This window comes from Treponema denticola, from assembly GCF_024400535.1.
Taxonomy (GTDB): domain Bacteria; phylum Spirochaetota; class Spirochaetia; order Treponematales; family Treponemataceae; genus Treponema_B; species Treponema_B denticola_C.
Genome location: NZ_CP038800.1, coordinates 968,742 through 987,451 on the forward strand (window position 1 = coordinate 968,742; position 18,710 = coordinate 987,451).

Below are 18,710 nucleotides of genomic sequence, written 5' to 3' on the forward strand. Positions count from 1 at the left end.
ATACTCTACTGTGGTATATTATATCTATGATTGACGGATATTATACGACAGAAGAAGTTTGTAAAAGGAAAAATCCGCCTGAAAACAGGCGTAATGTTACGAATTGGGCTGAAAAGAACGGAGTAAAATATATTGGAGATGGAAGAAGAAAAATCTACCTTTATACAGAATCCGATATTGAAAAATTCTTTAATCGCCGTGGCAAAGGAAGGCCTAGAAAAGATGGCAAATGAGTATTACATAGAAAAGCTTATAAAAATAGTACCGTCGGAAGGTTTAGAAAACATCTCTTATGCACAGCAAATGATGATTGATAGAATAAAGGCGAGAACCTTACGTTCTTTCTGTATAGAGCATAATATTCCGAATAGCGATGTTTACCGAATGGCAACCGGAGAAAGAGCCCCCGGATATTATATAATCCTTGCACTTTGTGAGGTAATTCACCCTATATTATGGTTTACAAGCATCGATGAGGCAAAACCTAAGACAAAGAAAATAAAGACAATAACGATTGAAAAGGTAGAACTAAAAAACACCCTCGGCTTTAAGAAGCTTGAAAAATTGAGTAAAGATGAGTTTTTAGAATTAAAAATTGACAAACAAGCCATATATAAGCTAAAAACGGGCAAGACAAGGATTTTAACCTTTAAAAGGATGATGGAATTTTCACCAAAAATCAATCCGGCTGACTGGTTTATTTTTGAGGACTAAGGTATAATGTGGTATCAGTGGAGTAATTATGGGTTTTCACATAGTTTTTACAATTGAAGATGGGCTGGATAGTATATATCTGGATAAACCAGAGGATATTTTTGATATTACAGATAAACGAATTACAAAAGATAGTTTAATCTATGAAGCTGCAGTAGGATGGAAACCCAAATTTATTAAAGATCATGAAAAGTTTAAAGATTATTTTTCTTATATGCCAAAAATGGGTAAATTAGGGGAGATGAAATTTGAAAACTTTATGCAAAATACAGGATATCCTGTTGATAGACTTCGACAGGATAAAGAACAACATGATAAGTATGTAGCTTTAAATCAAGGTGAAAATATAAAAAGTCCTGATTATATAATTCAAGGACTGGATATATATGCTGAGGTAAAAGCACAATCTATAAATAATTCATTCGGAAAATTATATTGCTGTATAAACAATTATGAATTAGAAAAGCTATCAAACTGGCAAAAATTGCATAATAAAAAAGTATATCTTTTTGTATTTGAGATCAAAGACAGAGAAGAGGTACAGGATACCCCGTATATCATATCAATTGATGAAGTCATAAGATTCGTTGAGCTAAACAAAATAAAATTAGGGCACTATTATTGTTATCAAATTCCGATAGAATATTGTGTTAATTCTATTGAAGAAATAAAAACTAAGGAGAAAATAAAGAATGAAAAAGGTAATTTTTTACTATATGACTGTACTTTTGATAAGTACTGTATTTGTGTGCTGTGATAGAAATTCAGCATCAAAAGCAAAGTATATAGCTCTTGAGCCCGATATAACAAACTTAAAAGTCGGTGAAACTATAAAGGTTACGGTTAAAATGACGGATGGAAAAGGTAAATCCGTTTCAGTTGATAACTCTAAATTTGAGTGGTATATAGTTACAGGTGAAGATGTTATTAGTATTGTCCCTAATGGAAATACTGTAAAAATTACTGCAAAAAAAGTTGTTTTCGGCAATGCTATAATTAGAGTAGGACATCCTAAAAGTAATTTTACTAAATCGGTTTTGGTAGTAGTCGGAAACAGTAAAAAAGCAATTGGAATTGAACCTGATGGTATCAGCCAAATGAATCAGTTGTATTTAAGCAAGGCAAATGAATTTTTTACTGCCAGTCATCTTCTATTGCTAAATCCAGTGATCTTACAATAAAGCATAGGAGAAAAAACTGATAGAATTTTCACCAAAAATCGATCCGGCTGACTGGTTTATTTTTGAGGATTAAAGTATAATATTAACTATAAATATAATAATCTACGGAGAAAGAAAAATGAAAAAATTTAAATCATTTATGGTTTTAATAGCACTGGCAGCTATTACAGGTGGAATTACAAGCTGTGCTTTGTTTAGTGGTATGACAAAAAAAGAAAGTCTAAGCTATAAAAATGACAGACCTATTTTTGTTGGGGTATACCAAGGATTGAATACTGATAAAACCGTTACTGTTTTTACTGGATTTGATGTATTAAAAGACGAGTATTCCGGATATTACCATTTTAAAGCAAAAAATCTTGCAACATTTGGTCTTACAAGTTCACTTTGTCGATGTACTATAAAAGTTAAAACCGAAAAGGGACAAGATGGTGAAACTACTGTTCTTGTCAAAGCAAGTGAATCAAAATTACAAAATCCTCAAACTAAAGCTTTTGAAGATTATAGTCTTGATCTTGTAAATATTGAGAATGCAGTTGCAGGTGCAATAGTTGAGGTAATGAATGAGTCTGACAATGAGTTTGAACAAAAGTTAGATAAAACTATTTCTAATCTAGATTTTATCTATTCAGTATGTCACGGTATGAATTCCATTGCATTTAAAAAATGGATGGATGATATGAAAATAACAGAAAGAACTTTAAGTTTTACCATGCCTTTATACGAGTTATCTGAAAGTAAAGAAGAAGGTTATAAGTATGAAATTGTAGGTATTTTTACACCTGAAGAAGAGAAAAGAAACAGTTGGGTTACAGAGGATATGCTGATATTCTTTAAAACTAATAATGATAATTATATAAAATATCGTAAAGGTGAAAATATTACTTTAAAAGGAAAGATAAAAAGTATAGAGCAAAATAAATTAGGTAAAGGCTATACTATCAATATGATTGAGTGATTGATTAAGGAAACTTCCTGAGTAGTATTAAAAATTAGTAATTAAAACAAAGCCCGAGTTTTCTCGGGCTTTGTTTTTTTTTATTCTTGATTCTTTGTACAATTACGTTCTTCGTAAAAAATAGGTATTTTTTTTACATTTTGTTTCCCAAGCCGGAGGAAGGTTATATTTAAAAAACCGGCCATTTCAGTTTTTTTAATATCCTTTACGAAGGTACTCATTCTTTTAAAATTATGAAAATTAACTTCAGGAAAATCAAACTCTTCCATTAAATTCCAATTATTATTGAGATTCATCCAAAACTTCTCCCATGAAGGGGGTTTATACCATAAAGAATTAGCTTTAAATTCAGATTCACTAACATAATATGGAGTACAAGGTGAGGTAGAAAATTGAATTCTCTTAGATAACCACGAATACGAGGGGCGCTCGTGTAAAGTACCAGTAATCAATATAAGATGTGGAAAAATTCCTTTTATTCTGACGTAAGCATTATCGGTATCCTCATAATATTTCCAATCTATACCTTTACATTCAAGAGTCTTATTTTTCTCAGGGTGATCTGGATCGGTATTGTGATAAAGTTTAACATCCTTATCAATTTTATAAACATATTCAATCACATCTTCGTTATGACTAATATTAAATTCAGTTGAATCTTCAGTTTCAGATATCGAAAATCCTTTATTGATTAAGTTATTATCAGCTTCAATCTTAACTATTTTTATATCCGCTTTTGATTTACTACCCTTTACAGAAAAAGTTGCTTTTTCGCCATCTCCGATAATAAATATTACTTTTTTTTCATCAAACCGACTGAAATTTCCGTCTTTATTTATGAATTTAAAATCAAGACCAATATCTCTGTATAAAAAGCTTAGGTTACATGTACTACTACCAATTGTATGATTATTGTCTCTAGGATTTACAGCCGTAAGCTTTAGCTCTCCATAACCTTCTTTTTTAGGAGTGAGAAGAATCTGCTTGTTGTACTTATCTATAGTCCAATCAACAAAATCTGAGGAATTATTTAACAGTCCTACTTCGATTTCCGCATCGTCAGGAATTACCTTATAATTTAAAACTATAGGATCATCAGGCTCCGCTTTTATAATCGACTTATCTATTGAGAATTTATAATTCCAAGAACATTTTACTGCAAGGGTTGTTCTGTTTCCATATTGAGTTACACCTGTAAGTCTTCCAAAACCTTCTACCTTTCCTGTAATTGTAACAGTTTTTGAATGTTCATCAATAGAGTAATCAAAGTAAGCATCCGAATCGGTTGTCCAAGTGATACCGGCATCTTCAGGAGCTACGGAATATTTTATAGTTTTAGTTTGACCGGGCTCTACAAATACTTCTTGACTTGCAAGAGTAATATGTCTTGAAGCTTCAACCACTATTTCACATTCGGCAAGTTTTCCATTAGGCAGGCGTGCATGAAGAACCGTTTTACCTACATTCCGTGCAAAAACTGCAACAGTTTCCCCTTTTCCTAAAACATCAGCTATAACATTTTCATTTTGTTTTTCTATAGACCATTCTATAGTTTTATAATCTTCGGGCTTTGCATTAGTTAATTTTGCCTTAACTTCAGTTCTGCCTCCCGTTTCAAGACGTATATATGTCTTGTTTAAAGAAATATCTACATCATCGGTTCCGGGAACGATTATTTTAATAATCAAGTCGGTATTACACTTATCGTGAGATATAGTAACAGTACATTCCCCGGCTTTTAAAGCTTGAAGCATACATTGAGGGCCTGTAGAGATTCCTGTTGTGGAAGCCCCGACCAGCTTAATAACTGAAGGATCACTTGACTTCCATCTTAAATTCTGCTGATCTGCAGTACCTATACCTTCTCCCGTAATATTGGCGGCAATGGTAGTCGTAGTTCCTTTTTCTATACTATAAACGGTTTTACTTGTAGTAATATAAACTAAATTTTCTTCAGCTTTTTCGATATTGATAAGCATTTCTGCCGTTGCTTGAACTATATTTGTTTTTGTAGCAACAAGTTTTGCCTTTACCTTGGTGTTTCCTGGAGCTAGGCCTGTAAGCTGAGCAGTACTATTGGTTCCTTCAATCATGCAGACATTTTTATTTAAAGATTCATACTCAACATGACATGGAACTGAAGTAATCGGCACTCTCATTGAAACATAACCGGTTTTTCCCTGAGTAAGCTTATAATACTCCATCCCAAATTCAAATTGGGTATATTCTGAAACCTTTACAATAATTTGCTGTTCAAAGGCTGCCTTCGGATGCGTTACATGGATTTTAGTTTGCCCCTGACCTATCGGTTTAATACTTGCAACATTAGCAGAGTAATTAAGCTCAATAACATCGTAAGTATCGGCATAAAAGTTAAAAGCATACTTATCTTCAATATCACCATTGACCAAAGAAGCTGTAATAGCCATTTCGCTCTGATTCGGTTTCATCGAAATAATTTTTTCAGGGACACTGATATAACACTTATTCGGTTTTACCTCATCACAGATTAAAAGAACATAGCAAGGATATTCAGCTTTTGGATGAGTAATTATAAGGCGTGTAGTACCTGCTTTCAAAGCTCTCATTTTGCATGTTGCGCCTTGGCCGAACATTTGTACCATATTTGAATCTTCTATCTGCCAACTGAAATTTTGCTGATCAAAGTCGGAACCGCCTTCAAGAGTTGCTGTAAATGTAGTCCATGGAGACGGTCCTTGCTCAGCTTTTAAATTTAACACATTAGTAGTTGTATCAATAAATGGATTTAAAGCCGCTTGAGATGAATCGACACAAATTACAATAAGTTTAAGAGGATATGTGCATTTAGTGTTTGATACTACAATTCTTGCAGTCCCTGTTTCATTTCCGTGAATAATTGCATTCGCTCCAACTCCTTGGGCTGTTGCAATTTCAGGATTTTTTGATTCCCATGAATAACCATCAATTATAATATCGGGAGAGTTCATAACGGAAACAGAAATATTTTTGGATTGGCCTTTTATAACAGTAATAACATTATTTGCCGTAGTTAAATAAGAAAAGCCTTCCAATTCCTCTTTACTGTTTCCGACAACAACCAAAACCGATTTAGTAAAATTAGTTTTCGGATGAGAGACGGTAATTAATGCTTGACCTGCTTTTATAGGTTTAACAAGACAAGAATTATCACTTTGCGATATGGAAGCAATATTCGGCTTATCGATTTCAAATTTAAACTTTTCATTTGTAAAATCCGAATAGTTTACTAACCTTGCCGTAATTTTTTTTGCAGGCTCATCCTTAACAGCCAAAATCGTATCTATATCTGTTGAAATATAGATAGTTTTATTGTTGTTATTAAAAATATATTCTTTTCCAACTCTTACATGAATGGTAAGTTTATTTTGACAGTCGGGGTGAGAAACGAATACTTTAGTTTCTCCTTCCTTTAAAGCGGTAAAAACGGCAGAAGCACCTTGTGCATTAATAGAAACAATACCTGTTTTTTCCGGAGTCCAAGAAATTCCTGATAATTTCTCGGAAGATAGCCCCACGGCAGTTACTTCAACATTAGCCGATTCATTTTTTTCTTTTAATGATACGACATTTTGAAATGTTGTCAAATAAGCCTCATCCGGTTCAGCTTCAAGATTTGCATTTTTAGGTAAAACAGTGATATCAAAAGTAAGATTAGGAATATCGGGTAAATTTGATTTTAAAACTATTTTAGCTTCACCTGATTTTAGGCCTTTAATTTTTGTATAAGTATAAAAAGTTTGACCTGAAGCCTCGTCAACATAAGGTTCACAAGTTAAAAGATTAGGAGTTAAAGAAGTCCATGTTAAGTTTTTAATCTCTTCATTAGTAAAACCTGTTTGTTCTGCTTGAATAATCAATGTATCGTCTACTTTCATCTTATAAGAATATTTATAAGCATAAAGAGTTTTCATCTTATCAAGCTCTTCTTGAGTGTCGGCGGTTAATACTACAATCTTCTTATCGGCATCAGAGCGAGGATGAGATGCCTTGATATGTGAAATATGAGAGCCATGGCCTGTAGCCTTAATAACAGCCTTTTCTCCATTACCGATAAGATTAATATGAGAACTTTCCGTTCTCCATGTTATATTAGTGTTATCGGCTTCGGTTTTATTTTTACCGTGAAGACTTATAGTAACTTCTTGTTCTGTTCCATTTAAAATCTTTACAATAGGAGTTCCTGTAAAATAAAAAGGTTCTTCCAATACGGCATAAGAGGGCAACACCTTTACTAATGCTTCTGTAGGATAAATAATTTTAGGATGGGTAATTTCTATAACGGCCGTACCTTCTGAAAGAGGAGTAATATAACCTGTACCGTCTTCATAAGAGGAGACGGCAGAGCGAGTAAAGACCTTTCCATGAGTTGTTTCAAATTTAATTACATCCATGTTTGCAACTTTAGGAGTATGCTTTATCGTCCACTTAAAATTATTCTGATCCCCGGCCTCTCCTCCTACAAGAAGAATGTTTAAAGGTATCGCTTCCGCACCGACCTTAGTTCTTATATAATTTTGAGAAGTAGTGATATAATGTGATGAATCTACGGCATCAGATGTTTGATTTTTTACATTTATCATAATATCACGAGGATAAGCAGCCATAGGATGAGAGACGGTTATTTTAACCATTCCGTTTTTCTTTCCTGAAAGTAATATTTCGTTTCCGTAATGATTATAAGTTATAACTTCATTATCCGGTATATTCCATTGAAATTCATTTACATCATAGTTTTCAGAAGTTCCCTCAAGTTGTAGAGATAAAGTTTTACTTTCATCTCCCGATATTTCAACATAAGTGTCTGACGGTTTTATATAAACATTTTTTACAAGTTCAACAACTCTTACCAAAATTTCCAAAGGATAGGGAGCGGCATGATGAGAAATTTTAATTATTGCCGTTCCTGCACTCAATGGGCTGATTACACATTTTTCCCTATTAAAATCTATCGAGCAAACTTCACCTTCATTTTGCACAAGTTCCCATTTAAATAAAGAAGGGTTGAAATTATCCGGAGGGTTTTCCATCACAACCGAAATTTCTTTATCTCCTTTATTTTTTTGTAATGTAATGACATTGTCAGTAGTGCTTATATATGTAGCTTTTTGTGTATCGGCTAAATTATAAACTAAAATTGAATAAGGATAAGATGCTTTAGGATGAGTAATTGTAATTTTGGAATTTCCTTCCCCTTTAGCATTGATAAGACAAAATTGCCCATTAGGAGCAATCTCTACAACTTCATTTTTTTCATTTTTCCATATAAATTTTTGACTATCTTCTGCAGAACCTCCATAAAGAGAAACTGCAACACGCTCCTGCGTACCCGGCCTTAGCTGAATTATGTTGTTTACAGAATAGATATAAGGCTCTTTCTCATAATTTTCATCATAACCTGAAACATTAATTATGCAGTTTGTTCTGATTTTACCGTTTATTGCAGATAAAGTCGTTTTGCCTTTTTTTAATCCTTCTACAATAACTCCTCGGGAGTCTGTGATCAAATTGATTATATCCGAATTATATTCATATACAATCGTTGCCTCGCTTCTTTTACTTTCAGGCTTGGCAGTTAAAAGAATATTGTCCATTCCCCCGATTTTAAGGTCTATTGAAGCCTTACTCCAAGCCAGCATTTCAAGCTGTACGGATTCATTTTTTTGCTCATCTTTTTTTCCTAAAAGGCTTTGAATGGCCATTTTACAGCTTGAAATATTTACAATAAAAAATATTGCAAACACGATAAAAAGTTTTGAATTAAATTTTTTCATTTTAGACCTCCTTAATGTCTAATGTATTTTTGTGTAACTTCCGGTATTTCGACAGGCGGAAGAAATAGGTTTGTATTGGTTAAAATATTTATGCCAATACCCGAATTTTTAATAATTGTAGGCTGGATATCCAAAGCTCTATCAATTATTTTATTGGTTATTTTTTTATAAGGATCTTGTAATCTTTCCATTATGTTTTTTGCATAAGGATCGGTTTGCAGTTCTTTCGCCGCAGCATTTAAATCCGTATCTGCAATTGAAATAGCCGACACCAAAAGCATTCCCTTTAAAAATGCCCATGGATGATTATTGACTCGTCCTTTATATCCTGCAAAACCTTGATTATCGACTCCTCCCATGTTCCCAAGTTGAACGGCAAAACCATCAGGGCGAATCATGTATGTCCAAGCAACTTGAATTCTATTTTGTGCATAAGAAATCGAAGAGTTATAATCTGCAAAAAGCAAGGTTCCTTGCGGAATAAGCAAAAAGCGGCCGTCAAGAGATGAGTAAATATTTTGCATAACACGAGCTATAATATTACCGGGTAAGTCTGTGTTTATTCCCGTAATTAAAACTGCCGGAATAATAGTGCCTTGCCATATCGATAATGAGTTTAAGAATTCCCCTTGTGAAGTAGAGCCTATATTTTTTCTATAGAAATTTTCTTTTCCTGCATTATCATTATCGTTACCGTATCCTTCTAAAAAGCCTCCCTGCATACCTTGAGAGGCGAGCATTTGTTTTATAAAATCCTCTTTGGAAGGTAAATTAAACTGTGAATATGGATTATTGGAGCCTTGTTCCTGATTACCGTATGATTGATTTATTTGCCCTAATCCCTGATTTTGCCTTCCTGTTGGAGTTAAACCTTTAATACCTTGAATTTGTTTTTGGATAGGATTATTCCTTGTATCAGGCCGTGAATAACCTTGACTGCTACCGCCTCCTTGATTTGGAGAAACAGGGGCTTTACCTACCTCATTTATGTCAGGCATTTTTGAGTTAGCACTGGCAATCAAAGCATCTTCATTACTTTCAAAAAATTTTGAAGGAGCATTTACATCAGGCGCCGTATCGTTTGAAACGGCAGAATTATACGATGAGGAAGCCATAGCTTCAAAATCCGGCATATAAGCCTCACCTGCCGATTTTATTTTCTCATCATCTTTTTTACTTTCTTTTTTACCAGTACTTAAAAAAGTAATCAGCATAAGAGCAAGAAATAAAGAAACGACAATGGTTAAAATAAGTTGTCTATTTAATTTTAAAGCACCTTTTTTCTTTTGTTTTATAACATCATCAGGATTTTTCTTGCTTTCTTCATATTTAGCTTCTTCTGAAGGTATTTGTTGAGCTTCACTCTGCTTCTCATTATCTCCGCTTTCTAAAATATCATCATTTGACACGGTATGCTGATCCTCACCGTTTAATACAGAATCAGGACTCACCGAAGGTTCATTATCAATAGGAGAATAATCATTTTCCTCAATGTTTTCATTTTGACTTTGACTCATTAGATCCAAGTCAAAAATATTATTTTCATCACTCATAACTTACCTCATTTTGTTGCTTCAAGCTTCGATTTCTTTTTCTCAATAATCACTTTTGATTTATTTAATTTCAAAGTAACTTTAGTAATTAAAGAATCAACGATAAGAATATTTTTTCTTACTCTGTAGTTGATGATATTATTCTTTTGATCAAAAAGAGCCGGGAGCTCCGTATTTAAAACCTTTTCATCAAGCTCTATATAGGTTTTCCTTCCATCATCATAGACACGGGTAGGAAGCCATATAGGTTTTTTAAAGGGCGAGTATTTCATCTTATAATCGAAAGAAAGAAATTCGGGGGATATTCCTTCAAGTACGGTTTTTATTTTTGAGTCAGGATGAGCCATTTCGCTTTTAATTGTATAAGGCATTTGAATCGGATAATTCCATTTTACCATAGCCATATAATCATCTTTAAAGCTCTTTAAAAGAATATGATATATTCTTCTATTTGTTATGATAATCATAGTCGTAGTAAGTTTGGAATATGAAGGCTTTACAAAAAAATGCTGCACATCAAGACCTTTATATTTAGAAACTCCCGCTCCAACCTGCCATACTTCCGGTTCAGATACAAAAGGAGTTTCCAAGATTTCTTCTCCGGGCTCAAGTTCGATGTCGGTTATACGGTATGGAGCACAGTATATTTCGTACACAAAATTCTCATCAAAATCATAAAACATTTTTCCTGATGAATACCTTTCAGGTGTTTTTAAAGCCGATCTCATAGCTTCTTTTACGGCTTCTTGGCCGTCAAGCTTTTTTCGAGCCAATTCGTTTGTCTTATCTTCGATAGGACGGTAAACAGGCTTTTCAACATAGACTATAGTTTTTTCTATATCTACCTGTTTTTGAAGAGCTTCTACCATTAAAGCCTCATCTTCTTTTTCAATCTTTTTTTCTTCTTCCTGTAAGGAAACAGAACCGTCTAAAGCTTCCGTTTTAAGCTCATTAAAAGGCTCCATATCCTTGGTTGTAGTACAACCTGCAAAACTCATAGCAATTAATAAAATTGCAATTACCTTAAAAATCTTTTTCATTTTATTTATCTCCTTGTGTTAAAGTATTTACTTTTGTAAAATCAAAATCGCTTATATAAATCCCCAATGGATTTTCTATCTTTTTATCTTCAGGCGGCTCAAGTAATGCTATAGAGATAATCCCTCTGTATCGAGTTCTATCCGTAACTACTCCAGTCATGGTTATTTTTGACTGAATATAGTCTACCTGATAACTTTGTGGAGATAACTGCAAAATGGATTCAAGCAAAATACTTTGCTTTATGTCTCCGAACTTATCAAAAGGATTATCATTTTTTAAAATATTGCTTAATTTTAAGCCTGCATCTCCTGAAAGCATATTGTAACAATCACGAATATTTTGCCTCATAACTTGGGCATCGCTTGTAATGGTATTCATATTTGTTACAAACCTTTTAATCTGATATTGAATTGCAATATCGGGAACTTTCATATTCGAGTATGACATCTTTGAAACATTTCCTACATACTTAGCTTCACCATACTCTGAAACCGTAATTACCATAGGGATAGTTTTAGGTAATTTAATTGCATAAAGCAATAAAAGAAGTGAAAGGAAAAGAAAAGACAAAGAGGCTAAAGCTATAATCCTCCAAGTTTTGTTTTCCTTGTTTTGTAAACCGATAATTCTATCATACTCCTTAAATTGAGGATTGAGTTCTTTTGGCGGTTCTTCTTTATAATATGTCATCATATATTTTTTTATCTCCTATTTTTTTAAAAAAATTTATTTTGCTTACTCTTTAGGCGCCGGAAGTTCCGGTTTTGGAGGCGGTAATCCGGGGTTCGGAGGCGGTAATCCGGGCCTTTCAAAACCGGGGAACGGATCTACATTTTTATTATCAGGAACTATACCCCTTCCTATAGCTTCTCCAGCCTTACCCATACTTGATATGTATTCATTTAATGTCTGACTTGTTCCGTCTGCATTTTTTGCCTTTATAAATGAAGTATGGGGAACTTTTCCTTCATGACCGTCAAAGCGGTTATTAAAGGTCGACCATCTATTTTGACTACCGTTTCTGTTATCTTTGGTAGCCGAAGCATGGGAAAGGTTATGTAAAATATTTTTACCTGCATTTTTCATGTGTCCGCCTATGGCGGCTCCAACAGCTTTTCTTCCATAGGCGCCTTGTTCTTGTAAAGAATAGCCTTTTTCTGAAGCTTCCATCCGTGCAGCTGCTCCTGCACTTTTAGCTTCTTTTATCATACCTGCACCGGTACCTATCATGTTTGCGCCTTTTCCTATAGCTCCTCCTACAGCACCGGCAGTTTTTTGTACTCCTTGTTTTATGCGTCCCGGGGCTGAAGCCGCAAAAGCTGCACCTCCTGCAACAGTTGCCCCTGCCGCAACTAATTCACCCATAGATAGTTGAGGTTGACCTGTTAAAATTGTCATTGCAATTTGAGGCCCGTTTTGTGTAACTACAAATGAAAGTATTATGGTAAACATAATATAAGCAAAGACGCCTAAATCTACGGCAGAATCTTCTCCCATCTGTCCTGCAGCGAGATAAATATATTGATAAAGAGCAAACCACATGCAGATTGTTAAAATTAATAGTTTTATTGCCAAGCCCCAGAACACGGGTAATATTTTTTTTGCAATAGCTTTTGTTTCATTTGCCAGAATAAAAGGGATAAAAGCAATACAAATACTTGTTACGATTGCATATTCAAAAATAGCCATACAATACTGCATTAAAACAAAAATTGCGGCAAAAACTATTGCAATACAGCATATAAAGGTTAAGATAATATTCCCAAAGTCATCAAAGCTCATTGCTTGAAATGCAACAATAAGGGAAGGCTTCCAATTAAACCACTTTTTATTTTCTTCATCCTGAGCTTGACCTACTTTAACAGTTAAGTAATTGGCTTCTCTTTGCCAAAGTAATTTTGCAAGCAAAATAGAAACCTTAAAAAAAGATGCAGGGCTTATAAAATTTGTTCCGCCTCCTTTTGTATCGTGAATCATCACATCAAGAAAATATGTGTCTATTAGATTCCCGTTTTTGTCCTTAATTTTTGTAGGAGATAAAACGGCTTTTAAAGCATTTATATTTGCTTGAGCTGCAGCAATATTTTGCTCGGTTGTCCTATATAAATTTACGTTATTCATATATTCTTCAGGCCCGTTTTTATCTACAATACCGTCAGTAAAGGGGGAATTTTTCTTTTCGGATCTTCCTGATCCCAAACCTTTTTGCGTGATATTAAGTTTTCTTTGGGCTATGTAGCTTTGAGCTTGTTCAGGGCTCATATTTTCTATCGTTTTTGCAACTTTTAAATCATGTTCACATTGTTCCATTAATGCGACTAAGTTTTGTTGGACTACAGCTTTACCGCCTCCGGCCTCAGAACCCCATATAGTTGCAGTTTTTGCAATAGTCCCTACTGCAATATTATAAAGACCTACGGCTCCCAAAAAAAGCATAAAATTTAAAATAGTTGAAATAGCCATTTTTCTAACTGCAATAGCTCCAAACCACAGCTTAATACAATTGATTACTATACCGGCCAAAGCAACAATAACGGCAAGTTTATTTGCTACATTAAAAAAGTAAAAAAATACTCCTGAAAAATAATCCATTCCATCAAGTAATGCATTATCTATCCATGTATAACTTGTAAATCCGCCCATACTGTTACCTTCTATTTATGCTTATTCTTTCTCAAAGAATTACCGCCTAGAAACATTGAAGAAACACCGACTCGCGACTCTTTTGCACTTTGAATCATAAAGCGTTGAGCTTCTTCCGCTTCTTTTTGTTTTTCCTGTTTTTGAATATTCCAAGCGATCATCTCGCCTACTTCCAAAAGGTTAGTTCTTAAGAGGTTTATATTTTCATTTATCATTTTTTCATGCATTAAAACAGCTTGAGTTACTTGCTGAGGAGTTGCATCTTTTCCTAAAGCGGCCGTAAAAATGGGACCGTACATCATCTCTTGAGCCTTTACCCATTTTTCAGAACCTATTTCAGAGTTTGCGGCGATGACTCGTCCTATTTGACTTTTAACCTGTGCTTCCGCCTGTTTTACCATCATATAATTAGCAGGGCGTAATCCGTATCTGTTAAAAATAGCCATATATTCATCATCGGTTAAACCTTCTTCAAAAGCTTTCCTTATTTTTTCTATTTTTTCTTCTTTAGCCCAGTTATATGTAGCCTCAGCAAAACCTGCAATTGTTTTTCCCTTTTCACCGGCTCCTACTAAGTCAGCTATTGAAAAACTTTGTCCTCCGATGGAAATATTTTGGGCAGTTAAGCTCCCTTGAAGATCTCTAATATTTGATAACTGTCTATCAATGGATCGGGTAAAATCCGAAATTTCATTTCTAAAATCAAAATCTCCATCCCATTTTATTTCATCAAATTGCCAGCCCTGTACAGCTTTAGCGGCCTGTTGCAACCTTTCATATTGTAGTTTAAGCTGCTCAACATTAGTTTTTATTTGATCGTAAATTGCGTACAGACTATCTATTGCTGTAAGCCAATTTTTCGGATCAAATGTAAGTTGAAAAGGTGAAGGTATAGAATGTATATTTACACCTAAAATCGACAAAAATTAAAAAATCGCAATAATTTTTTTCATAAAAAACTCCTTATTTATTTTATAAATGTTTATTTATAAACTTTTCATAGTTTATGTTATTATGTTCTAAAATCTCTTTTACAAGAGGTTTACCGCAATTTTTACCGTACTTTTGCTCAAGCAAATCTAAAAATTCATGATCAGAAGCAAGAATAGATAGCTGTGTTTTATCCAAGTCCAGTTGAAACATTCTTGCCCCTAAAGGACTTTTATAAAAATAATCATGCTTCATTCTCGCATGTCTTATTGCAGCAATTTCAGGATCGCTTAATCCGAAGTATCTATATCCGTCTTTTTGTCCTGCCGTTAAAGCCGTCTCATCGGCTAAATATATTTTAGTTAGACATTGCTGGATAAGAATTTCCGCTATTTCGGTTTTTCTTGCACTTGCAATATTTTGAGTGGCAAAAAGACACCATACGTTTTTCTTTCTTAAGCGCATTAGCCAATTACCGATTTGATTAACAAAGATTGGATTTTTTAAGAACACATGAAACTCATCCATAACTAAAAGAGTAATTTCATCTTTTTTACCTTCCCATACTTTTTCAACATACTTAAATAAAAACATAAGGGCTGGCGTTATTGCCTGATCGTTTAATTTCATTAAAGAACCCATTTCAATCATAGTCCATTTTGAGAGAGGCATTGAAGTTGAATCTGCATCAAAAATATTTCCGTATTGGCCGCCTAAAACATAAGGACTTATTCCGACTCTTATATCGTTGACTTGAGTTTCAGGATTAACGTAATTTACGTATTGATTAAAACTTGTTAAAGTCCTTTCATGAACACTTAAAGACTTCATAAGTTTTAAAGCTTCATTTATTGAAAGTTTCATTTCAGGAGTTACTGTGATATTTTGCACTGTCAAAAGACATTCAATAAATTCTGCGGCCCATAATATATCAATATTTGTTTCCAAATCGGCTAAAGGTTGGAATGCAATATTGTTCTCTCCTCCCGGCTCAACATAAATACCTCCTGCAGCCATTGTAAGACCTCGTGCCGACTTATCTACATCGAATATTATTACATTACTTTTAAGATACTTTAACATTTGAATTTCAACTAGATTCATTAAAGTTGATTTTCCGGCTCCTGTAGGACCTAAAATGATAGCGTGTCCTACATCATTTACATTTAAATTTAGGAAAAAAGGTGTTCCATATCTTGTAGAACATGTTAGAAGAGGAACATTGACTCCTGTAACTTCTTTTGTGTGGTTATTATTTATCATTCCTTCCCATATTGAGGATAGTGGAATAATATGAGATACATTGCCGGTAGATACAAAAAAAGTTCTTGTATTTGCTGCCAAGTTTCCCGGCTGCATTGAAAGATAAGCTTTTAACGAATTTTGAGTTTCTATTTTAGAAGCAAAACCGCAAGAAGATATGATACTTTCAAGATAGCGGGCTTTATCCATTGCAGCGTCAACATCTTGATCCCAGACCATTAAAGAAGAAGCATAAAAGCCAAATCCGAAAATATCTGTAAGAGATTCTTCTTGAGCGTTTTGGGCATCTTGTTGGAATGCTGCAGCTCCTTGATTTTCAAGATTAGATTGAACCTGCATTGTTTCTTCCATCACAAGCTGCTTCGCACTTTTTCTTGATCCATAAAACCGTTTTACGGTTTTTTCGATATATTTTTGTGCATCAGCCTTATCTAAAGAAATAAATCTTGTTGACCATCTATATTCTATTTCTGCAGCATTAAGACTATCAAAAATAGCAGGATATGTTTCCATAGGAAAGTCTTTGACTGTTATTATAGGTATATAATTTTTTCCTAGTTTTAAAGGAATGGAATTTTCTATATCTTCATCTGTTATCATTTTGTCAATAAAAATAAAATGATTTGGGAAATTCATTCCATACCATTTTAAAGAAACAGATGTATGAAGATATGATACGGTTTCTGCCGAGTTTAAAGATTTTACTTTTAATGAAGATGATAAACTTCCTATAATTTTTGTTGTAACAGTAATAAAGTTATCTATTTCTTTCCTTATAGCACCTGTATTTATATTCTCATCTTCTCCTTCTCTTTTAAAGAAAAAAGATGATGACTTCTGTTTTAATTCTGAAGGAAGTTCTTTGGTGAAAGTCATATAATAAGATGAAGCAAAGTGTTCTCCATAATTTTTAAAATTAGCTTCACGGCATTTATCTACTATATAAGCTGCTTCATTATCGAAAATTGCTCCCGGATATTCTTTTGTTTTATATCGCTGTACTTCAAATTGAACTGCCCAACCCGTACCCAAACTTTTAAGTGCATTATTAAAATTCCAAGATACTGAGTTAATGGACTCTGCAGAAGAAGAACCTAAATCAGGACAAGAGAAGATAAAGGAGCGCATAATGGCTCCTGTTTTTAATAAAACTACTCCCTCCGCAACCATACAGCTCCAAGGACAATAACCTGATAAAAGATTTTTTGTATTTTTATAAGGCGCTAAATCAAGACCTTCGACATATTTTTCAGATTTAAAAAAATCTTTAATTTTCTTTAACATAATATTCCTCATGAATATTTTATAACAATAAAATCTTATTGTCAAGATTGCTATTAAGACTATCTTTTAAATGTTTTGACATTTTAAATTGAATGCTTTTTTTTGTCGCTATGAGCTTTTTATTCTTTTTACTCGTAAAATCATATTGATTTTTATTATAATTAAAGTTTTGCATATAAAAAGTACCGAATTTATTTATTTTGACTGCATTACCTTGTATATTATTTTTAACAATATATTCAAAAAACGAGGCTAAAACTTCACTTATTTGTTTACATGATAGGCCTGTTGTCTCTGAAATATTTGTGATTACATCAGTTTTATTTTTACTAGCCATGATACATATCCTGTTCTAAAATATTGTCCAATAACTGTTCCAAAAGATAAGGATCGCTTTTACATAAAATACGCAAAACAAAATATATACCTACAGAAATAAAAATAAACCATAATCCTACAATCTGCATACATAGTATAGTTACTACAAGAAGCATTATTGCAGCATTAGTGCCTATTCCCATCAACATGTCCGGTTGTAATAAACTTCTATGAACCGGTATTTTAAAATCCGTAATACTGGTTAAATTATCATTCATTAAAAACTCCTTTAAAAAGTTAAAATGGGAGGTGCTCCACAAAAAGTAAAGCACCTATTTTTTTCAAAATTAAAAAATTCTCGCCTCCGTTTCCTGATAAGGCTCATCTTCCAGATTCTTTTCATCTTCATCCAATCCTTCAGATAACTCCTTATTTAAGAATTTATACACCAAAATACTTGAGGCATAATTCTTATCCGAAAAATTAGGAAAACCGGCAAGGTTAATAAAACGGTCAAGAAGCCTTATTGTTTTTTCTTTTCCGTCTTTAATCTGAGTAATTTCAGTTCCTATTTTCTGGAAACGCTGTTTTATTTCATTTCCCTGCCTATATTGGTCTACAACCACGCAAAGGTCGTAGACTATCTTCTTATTATTATTGTTCATAGTTTTTTCTCCTTATCCCAAAAATAGTTTCAGTTGATTTGTTAAAAGACTGATGGTAAACTCTGCACCCGTGAAAAAATATTTTACAATATCCGCGGCGCTCAATAGCACAATCGTGCCAATGAGCCAAGGGATGAACTTTTTTATCAGCCCCGGCTCGTTGCGCCCTGCAACAATCATACCTATACAGATTCCGACCAAAGCAATTATACAGATTGCCTTAAGCCATGTGGCTGTAAGAAGATTGACGAGGGTTTGAGCCCACTCGTCTAGCTTACCTATACTGCCCTGTTTTTGTGCAAAGGCAGAAACACATACAAAAAAGATCATACATAAAATCAAAACGATTTTTTTCTTTTGCATAAAAT

General features: G+C 33.6%; 16 protein-coding genes. 5 read left to right on the top strand and 11 right to left on the bottom strand.

The window, feature by feature from the left end; translation table 11 throughout:
• The first annotated feature begins 26 nt into the window (after nucleotides 1-26).
• The 5 genes from E4N78_RS04400 (at nucleotide 27) to E4N78_RS04420 (ending at nucleotide 2,853) form a co-directional block, all read left to right on the top strand.
• The gene (locus E4N78_RS04400) at nucleotides 27-233 is read left to right on the top strand and encodes a MerR family transcriptional regulator (protein ID WP_155238380.1); all 207 of its coding nucleotides are present in this window, start codon (nucleotides 27-29) and stop codon (nucleotides 231-233) included.
• Nucleotides 223-714 (top strand): hypothetical protein, encoded by a 492-nt coding sequence (locus E4N78_RS04405; RefSeq protein WP_255811841.1) that lies wholly within the window; start codon nucleotides 223-225, stop codon nucleotides 712-714. Before E4N78_RS04400 ends, E4N78_RS04405 begins: the two co-directional genes overlap by 11 nt.
• 28 nt (nucleotides 715-742) lie before the next feature.
• Nucleotides 743-1,471, top strand: coding sequence for a hypothetical protein (locus E4N78_RS04410; protein ID WP_255811842.1), 729 nt, complete (start codon nucleotides 743-745; stop codon nucleotides 1,469-1,471).
• Nucleotides 1,407-1,895, top strand: a complete 489-nt coding sequence (locus E4N78_RS04415; RefSeq protein WP_255811843.1) for a hypothetical protein — start codon at nucleotides 1,407-1,409, stop codon at nucleotides 1,893-1,895. Before E4N78_RS04410 ends, E4N78_RS04415 begins: the two co-directional genes overlap by 65 nt.
• 118 nt (nucleotides 1,896-2,013) lie before the next feature.
• Entirely contained in the window at nucleotides 2,014-2,853 is an 840-nt protein-coding gene (locus tag E4N78_RS04420) for a hypothetical protein (RefSeq protein WP_255811844.1), read from the top strand.
• Between the two features lie 80 nt (nucleotides 2,854-2,933).
• Here the strand turns inward: E4N78_RS04420 and E4N78_RS04425 are convergent, their stop codons facing one another.
• The 11 genes from E4N78_RS04425 to E4N78_RS04475 all read right to left on the bottom strand — a co-directional run bounded on the left by E4N78_RS04425 (nucleotide 2,934) and on the right by E4N78_RS04475 (nucleotide 18,705).
• On the bottom strand, nucleotides 2,934-8,645 hold the full coding sequence (locus E4N78_RS04425; protein WP_255811845.1) for a hypothetical protein: 5,712 nt from the start codon (nucleotides 8,643-8,645) through the stop codon (nucleotides 2,934-2,936).
• A gap of 11 nt (nucleotides 8,646-8,656) precedes the next feature.
• On the bottom strand, nucleotides 8,657-10,198 hold the full coding sequence (locus tag E4N78_RS04430; RefSeq protein ID WP_255811846.1) for a TraB/TrbI/VirB10 family type IV secretion system protein: 1,542 nt from the start codon (nucleotides 10,196-10,198) through the stop codon (nucleotides 8,657-8,659).
• Nucleotides 10,199-10,206: 8 nt separating this feature from the next.
• A complete protein-coding gene (locus tag E4N78_RS04435; protein ID WP_255811847.1) occupies nucleotides 10,207-11,238 on the bottom strand; it encodes a TrbG/VirB9 family P-type conjugative transfer protein in 1,032 nt (343 codons plus the stop codon).
• Nucleotide 11,239: 1 nt separating this feature from the next.
• Nucleotides 11,240-11,932 (bottom strand): VirB8 family type IV secretion system protein, encoded by a 693-nt coding sequence (locus E4N78_RS04440; RefSeq protein WP_255811848.1) that lies wholly within the window; start codon nucleotides 11,930-11,932, stop codon nucleotides 11,240-11,242.
• A gap of 42 nt (nucleotides 11,933-11,974) precedes the next feature.
• A complete protein-coding gene (locus E4N78_RS04445) occupies nucleotides 11,975-13,882 on the bottom strand; it encodes a type IV secretion system protein (protein ID WP_255811849.1) in 1,908 nt (635 codons plus the stop codon).
• An 11-nt stretch (nucleotides 13,883-13,893) separates the two neighbouring features.
• On the bottom strand, nucleotides 13,894-14,652 hold the full coding sequence (locus E4N78_RS04450) for a hypothetical protein (RefSeq protein ID WP_255811850.1): 759 nt from the start codon (nucleotides 14,650-14,652) through the stop codon (nucleotides 13,894-13,896).
• 202 nt (nucleotides 14,653-14,854) lie between these two features.
• Entirely contained in the window at nucleotides 14,855-17,359 is a 2,505-nt protein-coding gene (locus E4N78_RS04455; RefSeq protein ID WP_255811851.1) for a VirB4 family type IV secretion/conjugal transfer ATPase, read from the bottom strand.
• 19 nt (nucleotides 17,360-17,378) lie between these two features.
• Nucleotides 17,379-17,696 (bottom strand): HU family DNA-binding protein, encoded by a 318-nt coding sequence (locus E4N78_RS04460; protein WP_255811852.1) that lies wholly within the window; start codon nucleotides 17,694-17,696, stop codon nucleotides 17,379-17,381.
• Nucleotides 17,689-17,955 carry a VirB3 family type IV secretion system protein gene (locus E4N78_RS04465; RefSeq protein WP_255811853.1) on the bottom strand — a complete coding sequence of 89 codons (267 nt, stop codon included), beginning with the start codon at nucleotides 17,953-17,955 and terminating at the stop codon, nucleotides 17,689-17,691. Before E4N78_RS04465 ends, E4N78_RS04460 begins: the two co-directional genes overlap by 8 nt.
• A 69-nt stretch (nucleotides 17,956-18,024) precedes the next feature.
• The gene (locus E4N78_RS04470) at nucleotides 18,025-18,342 is read right to left on the bottom strand and encodes a hypothetical protein (protein ID WP_255811854.1); all 318 of its coding nucleotides are present in this window, start codon (nucleotides 18,340-18,342) and stop codon (nucleotides 18,025-18,027) included.
• A gap of 12 nt (nucleotides 18,343-18,354) precedes the next feature.
• Entirely contained in the window at nucleotides 18,355-18,705 is a 351-nt protein-coding gene (locus E4N78_RS04475; RefSeq protein WP_255811855.1) for a TrbC/VirB2 family protein, read from the bottom strand.
• Between the last annotated feature and the right edge of the window lie 5 nt (nucleotides 18,706-18,710).

Coding starts and splice junctions, on each gene's coding strand:
- E4N78_RS04400 (WP_155238380.1), top strand. CDS start 27: ATGATTGACGGATATTATACGACAGAAGAAGTTTGTAAAAGGAAAAAT.
- E4N78_RS04405 (WP_255811841.1), top strand. CDS start 223: ATGGCAAATGAGTATTACATAGAAAAGCTTATAAAAATAGTACCGTCG.
- E4N78_RS04410 (WP_255811842.1), top strand. CDS start 743: ATGGGTTTTCACATAGTTTTTACAATTGAAGATGGGCTGGATAGTATA.
- E4N78_RS04415 (WP_255811843.1), top strand. CDS start 1,407: ATGAAAAAGGTAATTTTTTACTATATGACTGTACTTTTGATAAGTACT.
- E4N78_RS04420 (WP_255811844.1), top strand. CDS start 2,014: ATGAAAAAATTTAAATCATTTATGGTTTTAATAGCACTGGCAGCTATT.
- E4N78_RS04425 (WP_255811845.1), bottom strand. CDS start 8,645: ATGAAAAAATTTAATTCAAAACTTTTTATCGTGTTTGCAATATTTTTT.
- E4N78_RS04430 (WP_255811846.1), bottom strand. CDS start 10,198: ATGAGTGATGAAAATAATATTTTTGACTTGGATCTAATGAGTCAAAGT.
- E4N78_RS04435 (WP_255811847.1), bottom strand. CDS start 11,238: ATGAAAAAGATTTTTAAGGTAATTGCAATTTTATTAATTGCTATGAGT.
- E4N78_RS04440 (WP_255811848.1), bottom strand. CDS start 11,932: ATGATGACATATTATAAAGAAGAACCGCCAAAAGAACTCAATCCTCAA.
- E4N78_RS04445 (WP_255811849.1), bottom strand. CDS start 13,882: ATGGGCGGATTTACAAGTTATACATGGATAGATAATGCATTACTTGAT.
- E4N78_RS04455 (WP_255811851.1), bottom strand. CDS start 17,359: ATGTTAAAGAAAATTAAAGATTTTTTTAAATCTGAAAAATATGTCGAA.
- E4N78_RS04460 (WP_255811852.1), bottom strand. CDS start 17,696: ATGGCTAGTAAAAATAAAACTGATGTAATCACAAATATTTCAGAGACA.
- E4N78_RS04465 (WP_255811853.1), bottom strand. CDS start 17,955: ATGAATGATAATTTAACCAGTATTACGGATTTTAAAATACCGGTTCAT.
- E4N78_RS04470 (WP_255811854.1), bottom strand. CDS start 18,342: ATGAACAATAATAATAAGAAGATAGTCTACGACCTTTGCGTGGTTGTA.
- E4N78_RS04475 (WP_255811855.1), bottom strand. CDS start 18,705: ATGCAAAAGAAAAAAATCGTTTTGATTTTATGTATGATCTTTTTTGTA.